Source organism: Acidocella aquatica, from assembly GCF_030160635.1.
GTDB classification, from domain to species: Bacteria; Pseudomonadota; Alphaproteobacteria; order Acetobacterales; family Acetobacteraceae; genus Acidocella; species Acidocella aquatica.
The window spans coordinates 173478-188238 of record NZ_BSOS01000067.1; the positions used below are offsets into that span (position 1 = coordinate 173478).

The following is a 14761-nucleotide window of genomic DNA, read 5'->3' on the forward strand; positions in this document are numbered from 1 at the left end:
TGGCTCCTGTCCGGGGCTTAATTCGAGGAAGCGTCGGCCAGCTCATTGACTGGCAGGGGGGATGATAGCGGAGAACGCGGCACGGTGTTCATCGAATAATTCGTCTGCGCGTATTTCACCCAGTTGAGGTAATCGGCGAGCGGAATGGCCTTGATCTCGATGGGCATGGCGTCATGGTTGACGCCGCAGATCTGGTTGCACTGGCCGTAATAGGTGCCGACCTTGGGAATGATGGTCCATTGCGTGAGGTTGGTGCCCGGGATGGCGTAGCGCTGCATGCCGAGCGAGGGCAGGTAGAAGGCGTGCAGCACATCGGCGCTGGTGATGACGAATTTGATCTTCTCGCCGGCGGGCACGACCATCGGGTGGTCAACCGAGAGGCGGCGGATTTCGCCGGGCTGGATCTGGTTGTCGGGGATCATGTAGCTGGTGTAGTCCAGCCCGCCCTGCACGCCGGCGTAGTTATATTCCCAGTACCACTGGTGGCCGGTGACATTGATGGTCAGGTAGGGGTTGGAGTCATCGGCCTCGTAATAGATCAGGTTGATCGAGGGGATGACGATGACCGCCAGCAGCAGGGTGGGCACGACGATCCAGATCACCTCGATGAGGGTGTTGTGGGTGACGGTGCTGGGCACCTTGTTGCGCCCGGCGCGGAAGCGGATGAAGACATAGACCATCAGCACGCCGACGAAGCCGACCACCCCGGTCATGATCCAGAGCACGAATTTCATCAGCCAGTCGATCTGCGCCTGCATCGGGCTGCCGGGGGTGGGGAACCACATCTGCCAGTTATGCGGCGCGTTCACATAGGCGTTCGCCGCCGCCGTGGGGTCGGTGGCGGTGGCTTGCGCCAGCGCCGCGTGGCCGAACAGGGCCAGCAAACCAGCCACGCCCAATGCCGAAGTGATACACCGCTTCATTCTCGTTATCCCGCTTAAGTGCGCAGACCGTAGAGCCGGTCCGCCCTGAATTCCATCCTGATATAAGCCAGCCCCCATAAGATCAAGTTTCCAGGGCGGAGGAATTTGGCCCGGCGCCGCCCTCGCGCGGCGGCGGCGCGGAGCTGGCGGGGCCGCGCCCTGGCGGGATGGCGGCCAGCCGGGCGGGGCAGCCGCGAAAGCTTCAGGTTTTATCTGGGTTCGTTGGTCAGCTCAACCAGGCTGAACAGGCTGATGGGCGGCATTTTGGTGATGCGGGCGGCGGCCAGATCGGCGGCATCAAAAATATGGCCGAGTTTGAAATCAGGGTGCCAGCCGATCAGCGAGGAGGCGGGGGCGAGGGCGCGCTCCACCCACCAGATGGGGCCGCGCGCGCGGGCGAAATGGTTGACCAGCAAAATAGTGCCGCCGGGTTTGACCACGCGTTTCAGCTCGGCGAGCAGAAGGCGCGGCTTGGGCACCACGGAGGCGACGAACATGGCGACCGCGATATCGAACGAGGCGTCGGCGAAGGTGGTCGCCTGGGCGTCCATCTCCTGCAGGGCCTCGATGTTGCGCAGGCCGAGCGCCGCCGCGCGGGCGCGGGCCTTGACCAGCATTTCGGCGGAAAGGTCGATGCCGGTGACGCGCTTGGCCGGGCTGTAGAGCGGCAGGGCGAGGCCGGTGCCGACGCCGACTTCCAGCACCTGCTCGCCCGGCGCCTGATTGACGGCCGTGACAGCTGCCTGGCGGCTGTGCTTCGAGATGAGGCCAAACCAGGTGTCATAGCTGTTCGCCTGGCGCTTATAGGCCGCGCGTACCGCGTCGGTATCCATGGGCGCGCGGGGGCCTTTGAGTGCCGTGCCGAAAGCATCAGCCATGTGGTGTCCTTAACCTGTCATCCGATTGCCATGGACCTTGGCGCATAACTGGTGGTCAAGGCAATGGTTGAAATTTGCGCCGGGGGTTAGAAGCCGAATTTAACCCGCCGGTCGTTGGCGGCGAGCAGGCTCCGGTAGCGGCTGAGCGCCAGCAGCGGGAAGAAGCGCGGGTAGCCGTGGTATTTGAGGTAGAACACCCGCGGGAAGCCGACGGCGTTGTAGGCGCGCTCGGTCCAGCTGCCTTGCGCGTCCTGCGCACCCTGGAGGTAGGCGGCCCCTTTTTTCACCGCGTCATGGTCCGCGAGGCCCGCAGCCATGAGGCCGAGCATCGCCCAGGCGGTCTGGCTGGGCAGGCTTTGTTCGGCTTCGCCGTGGAATTCGCCGGGGGGCGCGCCCGCATAAGTCTCGCAATCCTCGCCCCAGCCGCCGTCGGCGCGCTGCTTGGCGATGAGCCAGGTGGCGGCGCGGGTGATGGCCGGGTCGTCATGCGCCACACCGGCGGCGTTGAGGGCGCAGAGCACCGACCAGGTGCCGTAGATGTAATTGGTGCCCCAGCGGCCGAACCAGGAGCCATCAGGGCATTGGGTCTCGCGCAGATATTGCACGCCGCGCGCGATGGCGGGCTGGTCCTCGGGGTGGCCAAGCTGGGCGAGGAAGGAGATGCAGCGCGCGGTGACATCCTCGGTCGGCGGGTCGAGCAGCGCGCCGTGGTCCGCGAAGGGGATGTGATTGAGGTATTGGCGGTCGTTGTTGATGTCGAAGGCGCCCCAGGCGCCGTTGGTGGACTGCATGCCGATGATCCATTCGCGCGCGCGGGCGATGGCCCCGGCGTATTGCGGCGCGCCGGTGCGGTGCATCAGCATGGCGACCACGGCGGTGTCGTCAACATCAGGGTAGTGGGCGTTGTTGTATTGAAAGGCCCAGCCGCCGGGGCGGGTGCCGGGGGTGTTGTCGGCCCAGTCGCCAACGACATCGAGGATTTGCCGCGGCGCCAGCCAGTCACACGCGGCGGCGGCGGGGCCGGGGGCGCCGGCTTCCAGCAGGGCGTGGCCGGCCAGCCCCGTGTCCCACACCGGGGAGAGGCAGGGCTGGCAATAGGCTTCGTCATCCTTGATGACGAGGAGCTTTTGCACCGAGCCGAAGGCGATATCGAAATGTTCCCGGTCGCCGTAATAGTCGAACATCATCGCGGCGTTGGCCATGGCGGGGTAGATGGCGCCCAGCCCGTCCTCGCCGTTGAGGCGCTCAATGGTCCAGGCGATGGCCTTGGCAATGGCGCGCTCGCGGTATTTTTTAGGGAACCAGGGTTCGGCGGCGCGCAACACGGTGTCGAGATGTTTGAAGAAGGGGCCCCAGGCGGATTTATAGGGGCCGCGGATCCAGTCGCGCACCTGCGCCGGGGGCGTGTGGAACAGCTCGTCGATGCGGATGTTGCGCGGGTTGCGGGCGAGGGGTTTTTTGGCGGCGAGGACCATCAGCGGCGTCATCACCGTGCGCGACCAGTAGGAGACCTTGCGCATGTTGATGGGGAACCAGCCGGGCATCAGCATCAGCTCGATGGGCACGACGGGGCTGGCATCCCACGGGACGGCGCCGAAGAGGGCCATCTGGATGCGGGTGAACACGTTGGTGCGCGCGGCGCCGCCATGCGCGAGGATGGCGTTTCTGGCGCGGATCATGTGCGGGGCCTCGGGGGAGTCACCGATGGCCTTCAGCGCGAAATAGGCTTTCACGCTGGCTGAAAGGTCAAGCTTGCCGCCGTGAAACAGGGGCCAGCCGCCGGGGTTGGTGGTGTGATCGCCCTGGATGCGGCGCAGGTAGACGCCGATTTTATCCTGCAGATCAGGGGTGATGCGGTCGAGGTAATGCTCCAGCAGCACATATTCGGCCGGGATGGTGGCATCGGCCTCCAGCTCGTAGAGAAAATGCCCGTCCGGGCGCTGCTCGCCGCGCAGGGAGGCGCTGGCAAGCTCAATGGCGGTGTCGAGTTTGGCGTTCATGTTACGCCGTTTGGCAAAATTCGGCGCGGTTTGCCAGGGGTGGGCTCAAGGCCCGGCGAGCAGCACGCCAGGCGCGGCGGCGGTGACGTAGCAGACATGGTAGCGCGCGATGATGTGGCGGCCGAGCTGGCGGGTGAGGGTGGCGGGCGGGGTTATGCAGTCAGGCGGCTGGTAGCGGGTGATGAACAGGCCGGTTTTGTTTTGCAGATTGGCCGGGGGGAAGGCGAAATAGGCCCAGCGGTAATCGTCAAACCCGGCGACGGGGATGTTTTTGGGGCCGTAATAGGCCAGGGCGGCGGCGGTGGCGTAGTCGTCGGAGGCGAGGAAGGCCGGGGGCGGGTTGAGCGCGGCGGCGGCGCGGCCGAGGCCCGGCCAGCCGGACATTTGCAGGGCCGAGGGGTCGGCGCGCGGCGGCAGCGGCAGGAAATGCGTGAGCGCCTGGGCGTAGATGACGGCGGTGAGGAAAAACCCCAGCGCCAAAGCGGGGTTGAGCCAGCGGCGCAGGGTGGGTGCGGGCAGCGCGGCGGCGGCGAGGCAGGCGGAGGGGTAGAGGATGGCGAGCCAGTTGGCCTGCACGCGGTCTTTGAGGACATGTTCGAGAAACACCGCGCCGGGCAGCAGGGTGAGCCAGAGCAGCAGCCGCGCGGGCGGCGTGGGGGAGCGGCGCAGAGCCCACAGGCCGCTGAGCGCCAGCACAAAGATGACCGGCGTGAACAGGCCGAACTGGCCGCCCCAGAACTCGCCAAAAAACTGCACCGGGCGAGGCAGGCTGAAGCCATGCGGCCCGGCGGGCGGGGCGAAATTGAGCGCGGGCTGGGGGTGGGGCGGGGTGAGGAAGCCGGTGGTGTCGGCATGGAGCAGCGGTTGGAAATATTCACGGCCGCCCTGTTTGAGGAAGCTCACCCAGTCATGCGCGGCGTTCCAGGCGATATCGGGTGCGAAGACCAGGAAGGCCAGCGCCACCGCCGCCCAGGGCCAGGGGGTGCGCAGCGCGGCGCGGCCCGGCGGCGCGGTGAGCAGCCAGAGGAACACCGGGGCGATGAAGAGCAGGGCGGTGTATTTGGAGAGCAGGGCCAGCCCGGCGGCGAGGCCCACGGCCAGCCACCAGCGCGGGTTGCCGCTCGCGAGCAGCCGCGCCAGGGCGGCGATGCCGGCGGTCCAGAAAAACAGCAGCGGGGTGTCGGGCGTCATCAATATGGCGCCGGTGCCAAACATCAGCGTGGCGTTGAGCAGCGCCGCCGCCGCGAGCCCGGCCTGGCGGCGGGGAAAGAGCCGCTCCCCGGCATCCCAGAGCAGGAGGGAGCCGAGTGCCGCGGAAAGCGGGCCGAGCAGGCGGATGCCCAAGGGCGAAGGGCCAAGCAGGGTTGTGCCGGCGCGGATCCACAGCGCGACCATGGGCGGGTGGTCAAAATAGCCGGGCTGGAGATGGCGCGACCAGAGGAAGTAATAGGCTTCATCAGGCGCCAGCGGCACATTGGCCGCCACCACCAGCCGCAGCAGCGTGAGCGCGGCCAGCGCCAGGAGGGCGGCCGGGAGGGCGCGGCGCACGGCTAGCGCACGCGCCAGACCAGCGTGGCGGAGACCGCGTAGTTCCAGACCACGCCGATGGCCGCGCCGGCGGCGCCGGAGAACAGGCTGGAGCCGTTCTCGGCATACAGGGCGCGCGCGATGCCGACATTGGCGATGGCGCCCAGGCTGCACACGGCCAAAAACAGCACCAGGCCGCGCCAGGCGCGCGGACCCTTGAGCCGCTGGGCGCGGTAGGTGAGCTGGTTGTTGAGCTGGAAATTGGCGATCATCGCGACGATGGTGCCGATGGTCTGGGAGGTTGCGAAATCCAGCCCCGTGGAGCGCGCGAGCTGGAGCACCAGCAGGTTGACCAGCACGCCGAAGCCGCCGACCAGCGCGAAGGAGATGAAGCGCAGCGGCACCGCGCCGCCGAGCAGTTTGTCAATCAGCAATCCGGCGAACTGGGCCAGAACCAGCACGTCCAGCTTGCTCTCGCCCGCGGTGCGGGGGCGGAATTTATAGGGGATTTCGGCAATGTTGAGGCGCGATGGCGCGGCGAGGATGAGATCCAGCAAAATTTTGAAGCCCTGGCCGGTGAGCCGCGAGGCCAGTTGCTCGAACAAAGCGCGCCGCAGCAGGAAAAAACCGCTCATCGGATCGGTGATGCTGGTTCTGGTGACCAGCTGCGCCACGCGGATGCCGGTCTCGGAGAGTTTGACCCGCAGGGGGGATGAGAGGCCCGCGGAATCCCCGCCCTCGACATGGCGCGAGCCGACCGCCATGTCCGCCCCGTTCGCGACGGCCTGGAGCATCAGGGGCAGGCGGGTTTCATCATGCTGCAAATCACCGTCGATCACCGCGATATAGTCCGCCGAGGAGGACAGCGCCCCCTCGATCACCGCCGAGGACAACCCGCGCCGCCCGATCCGGCGGATGCAGCGCACCCGCGGGTCATGCCGCGCGATCTCGCGCGCCGCCGCCGCTGTGCCGTCGGGGCTGTCATCATCGACAAACACGACCTCCCACGCGAGACCCGCCAACGCCGCATCCAACGCCGCAACCATCGGCGCCACATTGGCCCGTTCATTGAAACACGGCACGACAACGGTGAGGGTGATGCTCAAGCGTTTGGTCCTTGGTTAAGGAAGGCCAAGGGGGCTTCGCCCCCCTGGACCCCCCAGCAAAGGCTCGCCTTTGCAATCCATTAATAAGGGTTTTGGGTGGGAGGGGTAATTCGCCCGGTTGGGCCTGTGGTTATTTGCATCGGTCTGGGCAGGCGAGTTACCCCTCCCACCCAAAACCCTTAACTAGAGGGTTCCAAGGGCTAGCCCTTAGCGGGATTCCAAGGGGCGGAGCCCCCTTGGCCTCACTTACACCAGGTTCAGAGCGCCTCGAGCACGGCCTCGGCGCGGCTGATGTCGAAGCCGCCGGGTTCTTCGATGGCGAGGTGGGTTACGATGCCGTCCTGCGCGATGAGGGCGAAGCGCTGGCTGCGGATGCCGAGGCCGCGGGCCGAGAGGTCAAGCTCGAGGCCGAGGGCCTTGGTGAAGGCTCCCGAGCCGTCGGCCAGGAAGGTGATGGCATCGCAGGCTTTATGTTCCTTGGCCCAGGCGCCGAGAACGAAGGCGTCGTTGACGGCCATGCAGATGATGCGCTCGACACCCTTGGCTTTGAATTCGGCGGCGTGTTCGACGAAGCCGGGGAGGTGTTTGGCCGAGCAGGTGGGGGTGAAGGCGCCGGGGACGGCGAACATCACGACCTTTCCGGGGCCGAAGAGGGTCGCGGTGTCGGCCTCGCGCGGGCCTTCGGGTGTGGCGGCCATGAGTTTCATGGCTGGAATTTTGTCACCGGTTTTGATCATGCACTTGGCCCTTGTTTCCAAATAGATGTGCCTACCTATACGAAGTGTTACGGGCCGTGAAGGTGGGGCTGGCGGGGGCGGGGCTGCGATTATATGGTTGGGGTTATGACGAAGCGAGAAACTGAAGGTTTGGGCGAGCCGGACTGGCTGACGGGGCAATTGCTGATCGCGATGCCCTCGATGCAGGATCCGCGTTTTGTGCAGAGCGTGATTTTTGTTTGCGCGCACACGGCCGAGGGGGCGATGGGCGTGATGTTGAACCGGCCGGTGAAGGCGCCGGGGTTTGCCGCGTTGCTGGCGCAGCTGGGCGTGGAGCCGGTGCCGCCGAAACGCGAGATCCGGGTGGGCTCGGGCGGGCCGGTGGAGGATTCACGCGGGTTTGTGCTGCATTCGCCCGATTGGGTGACCGAGGGGAGCATGGCGGTGGATGGGGATTATGTGCTGACGGCGAATCTGGAGGTGTTGCAGGCGCTGGCGGAGGGCGGCGGGCCGAGCCAGGCGCGGTTGCTGCTGGGGTATGCGGGCTGGGACGAGGGGCAGCTTGACGAGGAGATCAGGCAGAATTCATGGCTGAGCGTGCCGGCTGATGAGGCGCTGGTGTATGACACGGCGTATCTGACCAAATGGCAGCGGGCGCTGGCGAAGCTGCGGATTGATCCGGGGATGCTCTCGCATGAGGCGGGGCGGGCGTGAGCGCGCGCGGGCCGGAACAGGTTTTGATCGCCACGCATAACGCGGGGAAGCTGAAGGAGTTTGCAGCACTGCTGGCGCCGCTGGGGATTGCGGCGGTGGGCGCCGGGGCGATGGGCCTGGCCGAGCCGGACGAGACGGCGGATGATTTTGCCGGGAATGCGCAATTGAAGGCACGGGCGGCAGCGCGCGCGGCGGGGATTGCGGCGCTGGCCGATGATTCCGGGCTGTGCGTGGCGGCGCTGGGGGGCGAGCCGGGGGTGTTCTCGGCACGGTATGCGGCGGGGGATTACGGGGCGGCGTTCGCGCGGATCATCGCGGCATGCGCGGCGGCGGGGGAGTGGCGGGCGCGGTTTGTGTGCGCGCTGTGCCTGGCGCAGCCTGATGGCACGACCGCGACGTTCATCGGCGAGGCGGACGGGGTGATTGCGCCCTCGCCGCGCGGCGAGGGCGGGTTTGGCTATGATGCGGTGTTTGTGCCCGATGGGTATGAGCAGACTTATGCCGAGCTGGGAGGCGCGGCGAAGGATGCGATCAGCCACCGGGCGCAGGCGTTCGCGCAGGTGGCGGCGCGGTTATTGCCCCCGGGGCGTTGATTTAGAGTATCGTTTGAGGTTCGCTCATCTGAGCGAGCCGAAAGCGTGAATCGCGCTCATCAATGGCTAGCCATTTATAAGCGGCACCACCAGGTCGGCGATTTTATTCGAGGTCGTCTGCACCACGGCGCTGGCGAATTGTTTAATCGATGAAGGCGACACCCGGTCGTTCTGGGCAAGCGCGAAAAACGGCGACAATATGACTATGGCCCAAAGAATTCGACGCATTAGAAAGACCCTCCTTCTATCCACCCTGTTCTTATAGTCCCGCACTGTTGCATGCTTGTTTCCGTAAGGTAAATACTCCTTAACGGCAGGCTGGCTGGCGGGGGCGCCTATGCGGGCTCGGGGTGCGGCGCGGCGGAGGAGGATTGCAGGACCACGGTGCGCGGCGTGCGGATAAACAGCAGCAGCGGCAGGGCGGCGATCGAGAAGATCAGCATCAGTTTGAAGTCGTTGTTGTAGGCGATGATGGTGGCCTGCTGGTCGATGGCGGCGTTGAGCAGGGCGGCGCCCTGGCTGGTGGCGGGGTTGAGGAACTGATGCGCGGCGCCGGTTTGCAGCGTGCGGTCAAACGGGGTGATGCGGGCGGCGAGGATGGCGTGGTTGATCTGCGCGTTGGTGACCAGCAGCGCGCCGGTGACCGAGATGCCGATGGAGCTGCCGAGGTTGCGCATGAGGGCGAAGATGCCTGCGGCCTCGGTGCGCAGCTCGGCCGGCAGGGTGGCGAAGGTGGTGGTGGCGAGCGGCACATAGATGAAGCCGAAGCTGAAGCCCTGGATGATGCCGGCGATGACGAGGCTGCGCGGGGCGGTGCTTGGGGTCCAGTGCATCATCATATCCAGCGCGTAGGCGCCGCAGATCAGGCCGGTGGCGATGAGCAGGCGCACGCTGACATTGCGCGCCAGCAGCCGGCCGCAGAGGATGAGGCCCACGATGGTGCCGATGCCGCGCGGGGCGAGGTAGATGCCGGCCGTGATGACGGGGTAGTTCATCATATCCTGCAGGTAGGGCGCCAGCAGGGCCAGGGTGGCGAACATGATGCTGCCCATGGTGAAGATGAAGACCAGGCCGATGAGGAAATTACGGTCGGTGAACAGCGCCAGGGTGAGGAAGGGTTTGGGCGAGAGCGCTGACTGCACCGAGAAGATGTAGAGGCCAAGCCCGGCGAGGCAGGCTTCGGTCATGATCTCGTAGGAGTTGAACCAGTTGAGCATTTCGCCGCGGTCAAGCAGGGCCTGGAAGGCGCCGATGGCGAGGCTGAGGGCGGCGAAGCCGGTCCAGTCGAGCTTGGTCTGTTTGTCGAATTTGGTTTCGCGCAAAAAAAGCAACAGACCGAGGCCGGCGAAGAGGCCGACCGGGACGTTGATATAGAACACCCAGCGCCAGGAGAAATTTTGCGTCAGCCAGCCGCCGAGCATGGGGCCGATGACGGGGCCGAGCGTGCTGCCCATGCTCCAGAGCGCCATGGCGGGGCCGCGGCGCTCGATGGGGTAGATATCAAACAGCACAGCCTGCGAGAGCGGCACCAGGGCGGCGCCGAACATGCCCTGCAGGAGCCGGAAGATGACGATTTCGGCCAGGCTCTGCGACATGCCGCACAGCGCGGAGGCCACGGTAAATCCGGCGATGGCGACGACGAAAAAACGGGTGCGCCCGAAGCGGGCGGCGAGGAAGCCGGTGGGGGCGGTCATGATCGCGGCGGCGACGATATAGCTGGTGAGAACCCAGTTGATCTCCTCCTGGCTCGCTGACATCGCGCCCTGCATGTAGGGCAGGGCGACATTGGCGATGGTGGCGTCCAGCGCCTGCAGCGATGTGGCCAGGACCACGCAAACCGTGATGAGGGTGCGGCGGGTCTCGGTCATGGCGGGCGGGGTGGGATGCGTCTCCGTGATTGCCGTGAACCTTGCTGATGATTTCTGGTTGGTACGCTAGTAACCTAATTTCCCGGAAAGCCCAAGCGCGGATTGCACGGCGTCCGGCCGGAGGATTTGCGGGAGGATGAGCGGGGTGGCCGCGCCGGGAGCGTAATAAAGGTAGAGGGGCACGCCGTCGCGGTGGTTGGCGGCGAGCAGGGCTGTGACGGCGGGGTTTTTATTGGTCCAGTCGCCGATGAGCAGGGCGGTGCGGGTGGCGGCGAAGGCGGCTTTCACGCTGGGGTTTTTGAGGGTTGTGGCCTCGTTGACCAGGCAGGTGACGCACCAGGCGGCGGTGAGGTCTATGAAGACCGGGGTTTTTGCGGCGCGCAGCTGGGCGAGGCGGGCGGCGGTGTAGGGCATTGCGCCGGGCAGGGTGAGCGCCGGGGCGGCGGCCTGGGTGCGCAGCAGGGGCAGCAGCAGGAGCAGCGCCAGGGCCAGCGGGCGCAGCGGCTTGCGGATGAGCGCCAGGGCGAGGATGGCGGCGCCAAGCAGCAGCAGGAGAAAGCCTTGCATGCCGGTCTGGTGGAACAGCACCCAGGCGAGCCAGGCGAAGGTGGCGGCCATGGGGATGGCGAGGGCGCGTTGCAGGTAGAGCATCCAGGGGCCGGGGCGCGGGATGAGGCGCGCCAGGCGGGGGATGCTGGCGAGCATCAGGAAGGGTGCGGCGAGGCCGAGGCCGAGGCTGAGGAAGATGCCGAGCGCGGTTAACGGCGGTGCGGCGAGGGCGGCGGCGACGGCGGTGCCCATGAACGGCGCGCTGCACGGCGTGGCGACGATGACGGCCAGCGCCCCGGTGGAGATGCTGTGCTGGACCGGGAGCCGGCCCAAAGCGGCGGGGGCGGAGAGCACGAACAGCCCGGCGAGGTTGAGGGTGAGCGCGAAGATGACCCAGGCGATGAGGGCGACGAAGATGGGCGACTGGAACTGGAAGCCCCAGCCGGCGGCGGCGCCTAGCGCGCGCAGGGCGAGCAGGGTGGCGCCCATGGCGAGCATGGTGGCGAGGACGCCGAATGTGTAGCCGAATGCCTCGTGGCGGATTTTGGTGTCCACGCCGCCCAGGCGCGACATGAGCACGGCCTTCATCGCCAGGATGGGAAAGACGCAGGGCATGAAATTAAGGATCAGCCCGCCGAGGAAGGCCAGCAGCAGATAGGGCGGGTGTATGGGCGCAGGGCCGGGGGCGGGCGCCAGGGTGAGGGACTGGGTGGCGCCCGAGGGGTCGGTGAGTTCGAGCAGGCCGGTGATTGGCGGATGGCCGGGCAGCAGGGTGAGGCCGAGGGTGAGGCCGGTGGCGGTGAAGGCGAGCGGCTGCGGCGCGCCGTTTTCCAGCATGCCCGGCGCGGCGGGGAAGAAATGGGCAGCGGCGACCTGGGCGGCGGTGGGGCCGGTGAGGGTGAGGGTGCCATCCGGCGCGATAGTGGCCGGGAAGGGCGAGGCGATGGTTTTGGGGCCGGTGAAGAGCGCGGCCTCGGGCGCGGGGCCGCCGGTGAGCGGCAGGGTGAAGGTGGCGTGCTCGGGGATGCAGATATTGGCGCAGACCAGCCAGGCGGCGCTGGCGGTGATGGCTGGCCCCGCGTTATGGGCCATGAACGGCAGCAGCACATTGCCCGGGAGCACATAGGCGGTGACCGGGCCTTGGTGGAATAATTCCGGCGGCGGGAAGCCGAGCGGGCCGAAGCTGGCGGGGGCGGCGGCGGTGATGCCGGGGGGGAAACCGGCGTCACCCGGGTTGGACCAGTAGATATGCCAGCCGGGGGCGAGCTGGAATTGCAGCGCGAGCTGCACATCAGGGCCGGTGTTGCTGGCGGAGATGAGGCGGACGGAGTCTCGCGGGGTGGTGAAAACATTGCTGGCGGCCCCGAAGGCAAGGCCGGGGAGGAGCAGGAACAACAGGAGCAGGGCGCGCATGGGGAGAATATCGCACGGTTGGGCTTGTGGTGGTATCCGGGGGCGATGACCGAAGATTTACCCGTGAATGATGTGCTCCCGGCGCTGCTGGATTGTCTGCTGACGCAAGGGCGCAATGCCGTGCTGGTGGCGCCGCCGGGCGCGGGCAAGACCACGCTGGTGCCGCTGGCGCTGATGCAAGCGGGGGTGGAGGGCAAAATTCTGCTGCTGGAGCCGCGCAGGCTGGCGGCGCGGGCAGCGGCGCAGCGCATGGCGGGGATTTTGGGCGAGGCCGTGGGGCAGCGGGTGGGGTTTCGCACCCGGCTGGAGAGCGCGGTTTCAGGCGAGACGGTGGTGGAGGTGATCACCGAGGGGCTGCTGACGAGCCGCCTGCTGGCCGACCCGGGGTTGAGCGGGGTGGCGCTGGTGATATTCGACGAGGTGCATGAGCGCAGCCTGGATGCGGACCTCGGCCTGGCGCTGGTGCTGGATTTGCAGCGCACATTGCGCCCGGAGCTGCGGATATTGGCGATGTCGGCCACGGCGGAGGCGGAGAAGATCGCAGGGCTGCTGGAGGCCACGGTGATCGAGAGCGACGGGCGGATGCATGAGGTGGCGGTGAGCCACAGCAAACGCGATATTCCCACCGCGCGCGAGCTGCCGGAGGCCGCGGCGAAGGCGGTGCGCGAGGCGCTGGTGGCGCATAAGGGCGATGTGCTGGTGTTTCTGCCGGGCATGGCGGAGATAAGGCGCACGCAGGCGGCGTTGCAGGGTGCCCCGGCGCTGGTGTTGCCGCTGCATGGGGATTTATCGCCGGCGGCGCAGGATCTGGCGTTGCGCGAGCATGAGCAGCGCCGGGTGGTGCTGGCGACCTCGATTGCTGAGACATCGCTGACGGTTCCGGGCGTGCGGATTGTGATCGACGGCGGGTTCCGCCGCGCGCCCAAACTGGATGTGGCGAGCGGGCTGACGCGGCTGGCGACCTTGCGGATAAGCCGCGCGGCGGCGGTGCAGCGGGCGGGGCGCGCGGGGCGGCAAGGGCCGGGGGTGGCGATACGGCTATGGTCCGAGGCGCTGCACCGGGGGTTGCCGGGGTTTGAGACGCCGGAGATTTTGGAGGCGGAGCTCTCGGCGCTGGAGCTGGCCTGCGCGGCCTGGGGCGAGAAGAGCGAGAGCCTGCCGTTTGTGGACGCGCCGCCGCCGGGGGCGGCGAAGGTGGCGCGCGCGCTGCTGGAGGAGCTGGGGGCGCTGGAGGCAGGCGGGCGGATTACGCCGCTGGGGCGCGAGATGGCGCGGCTGCGTGCCGCCCCGCGGCTGGCGGCGATGATGCTGGCGGGGGAGAGCAAGGCCGAGCGCGCGCTGGCGGCGGATATTGCGGCGATATTGGAGGAGCGGGATGTGTTGGGGCGTGATGCCTCGGCGGATATCGCGCTCCGGCTGGAGGCGCTGGCGGGGAAAATCGAGGGCGACAGGGCGGGGCTGGCACGGGTGCGCCAGGGAGCAAAAATTTATCGCAACCGGCTGGGCGTGGGGGCGATGCCGGGGGTTGGCGATGCCGGGGCGCTGTTGGCGGCGGCGTTTCCAGACCGCATCGGCCAGGCGCGGGGGGAGCCGGGGTCTTATAGGTTATCAGGCGGGGGCAGCGGCGCGCTGGGGGCGACCGACCCGTTGCGGCGGGCGCGGCTGCTGGTGGTGGCCTCGCTGGAGGCCAAGGGGGCCAAAATACGCCTGGCGGCGGGGCTGGATGCGGAGGATCTGCCGCCGGTGCTGCGGGCGCGGTGCAGGCGGGTGCGGGAGTCAGGGTTTGATCCGGCCAGCGGCGGTATTCTGGTCCGCGAGCGGGTGCGGTTGGGCGCGCTGATACTCACGGATAAATATCTGCCGCCGGAGCCCGACGAGGTGCAGGCGGCGCTGGCGAAGGCGGTGTCCTCCCGGCTGGAGGCGCTGGATTGGAGCGAGGCGGCGGAAAACCTGTGCGCCCGGGTGGCGGTGATGCGCGGGGTGGACCCGAACTATCCTGATTTGTCGCGCGCGGCGCTGGCGCAGGGCGTTGAGGCGTGGCTGGCGCCTTATCTGGCGGGGATGAGCCATCTGCGCGAGGTGAAAACCGTCGATTTGGCCGCGGTGCTGCGCGGCATGATGACGCGCGAGCAGGCGCAGCGGCTGGATAAGGAGCTGCCCGTGGCGCTCAAACTGCCGCATGGCGAGGTGCGGGTGGATTACACCGGGCCGGTGCCGGTCGCCGCCGCGCGGGCAAAGGCGTTCTACGGGCTGGATGCGACGCCAAAGCTGGCGGGGGGCAAGGTGGCGCTGCAGATCGCGCTGCTCTCGCCGGCCGGGCGGCCGATTGCGATCACGGCGGATCTGGCTGGGTTCTGGCGCGGCGGCTGGGCGGATGCGCGGCGGGATATGCGCGGGCGGTATCCGCGGCATGACTGGCCGGAGGAGCCTTGGCGGTAGGGGATGGGGGTGGAGATGCCAGCTTTCGCTGGCAT

12 protein-coding genes are annotated in these 14761 nt (G+C 67.5%); 3 read left to right on the forward strand and 9 right to left on the reverse strand.

The features are described 5' to 3' along the window. Nucleotides 1-17 precede the first annotated feature (17 nt). The 6 genes from coxB to QQJ84_RS11750 all read right to left on the reverse strand — a co-directional run bounded on the left by coxB (nt 18) and on the right by QQJ84_RS11750 (nt 7171). Nucleotides 18-923: a cytochrome c oxidase subunit II gene (gene coxB / locus QQJ84_RS11725; protein ID WP_284258384.1), complete on the reverse strand. Its 906-nt coding sequence runs from the start codon at nt 921-923 to the stop codon at nt 18-20. 209 nt (nt 924-1132) lie between these two features. Beyond that, the gene (locus QQJ84_RS11730; protein ID WP_284258385.1) at nt 1133-1801 is read right to left on the reverse strand and encodes a class I SAM-dependent methyltransferase; all 669 of its coding nucleotides are present in this window, start codon (nt 1799-1801) and stop codon (nt 1133-1135) included. An 86-nt stretch (nt 1802-1887) separates the two neighbouring features. Continuing rightward, nucleotides 1888-3801 (reverse strand): squalene--hopene cyclase, encoded by a 1914-nt coding sequence (gene shc, locus QQJ84_RS11735; RefSeq protein ID WP_284258386.1) that lies wholly within the window; start codon nt 3799-3801, stop codon nt 1888-1890. A 45-nt stretch (nt 3802-3846) separates the two neighbouring features. Continuing rightward, nucleotides 3847-5349 carry a glycosyltransferase family 39 protein gene (locus QQJ84_RS11740; protein WP_284258388.1) on the reverse strand — a complete coding sequence of 501 codons (1503 nt, stop codon included), beginning with the start codon at nt 5347-5349 and terminating at the stop codon, nt 3847-3849. A 2-nt stretch (nt 5350-5351) separates the two neighbouring features. Further along, nucleotides 5352-6434 (reverse strand): glycosyltransferase, encoded by a 1083-nt coding sequence (locus tag QQJ84_RS11745; RefSeq protein ID WP_284258389.1) that lies wholly within the window; start codon nt 6432-6434, stop codon nt 5352-5354. Nucleotides 6435-6691: 257 nt separating this feature from the next. Beyond that, the gene (locus QQJ84_RS11750) at nt 6692-7171 is read right to left on the reverse strand and encodes a peroxiredoxin (protein WP_284258391.1); all 480 of its coding nucleotides are present in this window, start codon (nt 7169-7171) and stop codon (nt 6692-6694) included. A 105-nt stretch (nt 7172-7276) separates the two neighbouring features. Here QQJ84_RS11750 and QQJ84_RS11755 point away from each other — a divergent pair, with 105 nt between their 5' ends. Further along, nucleotides 7277-7864 carry a YqgE/AlgH family protein gene (locus tag QQJ84_RS11755; protein ID WP_284258393.1) on the forward strand — a complete coding sequence of 196 codons (588 nt, stop codon included), beginning with the start codon at nt 7277-7279 and terminating at the stop codon, nt 7862-7864. After that, entirely contained in the window at nt 7861-8457 is a 597-nt protein-coding gene (gene rdgB, locus QQJ84_RS11760) for an RdgB/HAM1 family non-canonical purine NTP pyrophosphatase (protein WP_284258394.1), read from the forward strand. Before QQJ84_RS11755 ends, rdgB begins: the two co-directional genes overlap by 4 nt. A gap of 66 nt (nt 8458-8523) precedes the next feature. Here rdgB and QQJ84_RS11765 read toward each other — a convergent pair whose 3' ends face one another. The 3 genes from QQJ84_RS11765 to QQJ84_RS11775 all read right to left on the reverse strand — a co-directional run bounded on the left by QQJ84_RS11765 (nt 8524) and on the right by QQJ84_RS11775 (nt 12287). Next, nucleotides 8524-8685, reverse strand: a complete 162-nt coding sequence (locus tag QQJ84_RS11765) for a hypothetical protein (protein WP_284258396.1) — start codon at nt 8683-8685, stop codon at nt 8524-8526. A gap of 107 nt (nt 8686-8792) precedes the next feature. Further along, nucleotides 8793-10325, reverse strand: a complete 1533-nt coding sequence (locus QQJ84_RS11770; RefSeq protein ID WP_284258397.1) for an MDR family MFS transporter — start codon at nt 10323-10325, stop codon at nt 8793-8795. A 66-nt stretch (nt 10326-10391) separates the two neighbouring features. Beyond that, a complete protein-coding gene (locus QQJ84_RS11775; protein WP_284258398.1) occupies nt 10392-12287 on the reverse strand; it encodes a protein-disulfide reductase DsbD family protein in 1896 nt (631 codons plus the stop codon). 45 nt (nt 12288-12332) lie between these two features. On the opposite strand from QQJ84_RS11775, the gene hrpB reads away from it, so the two are divergent. Further along, a complete protein-coding gene (hrpB, locus tag QQJ84_RS11780) occupies nt 12333-14726 on the forward strand; it encodes an ATP-dependent helicase HrpB (protein ID WP_284258399.1) in 2394 nt (797 codons plus the stop codon). The last annotated feature ends 35 nt before the right edge of the window (nt 14727-14761 follow it).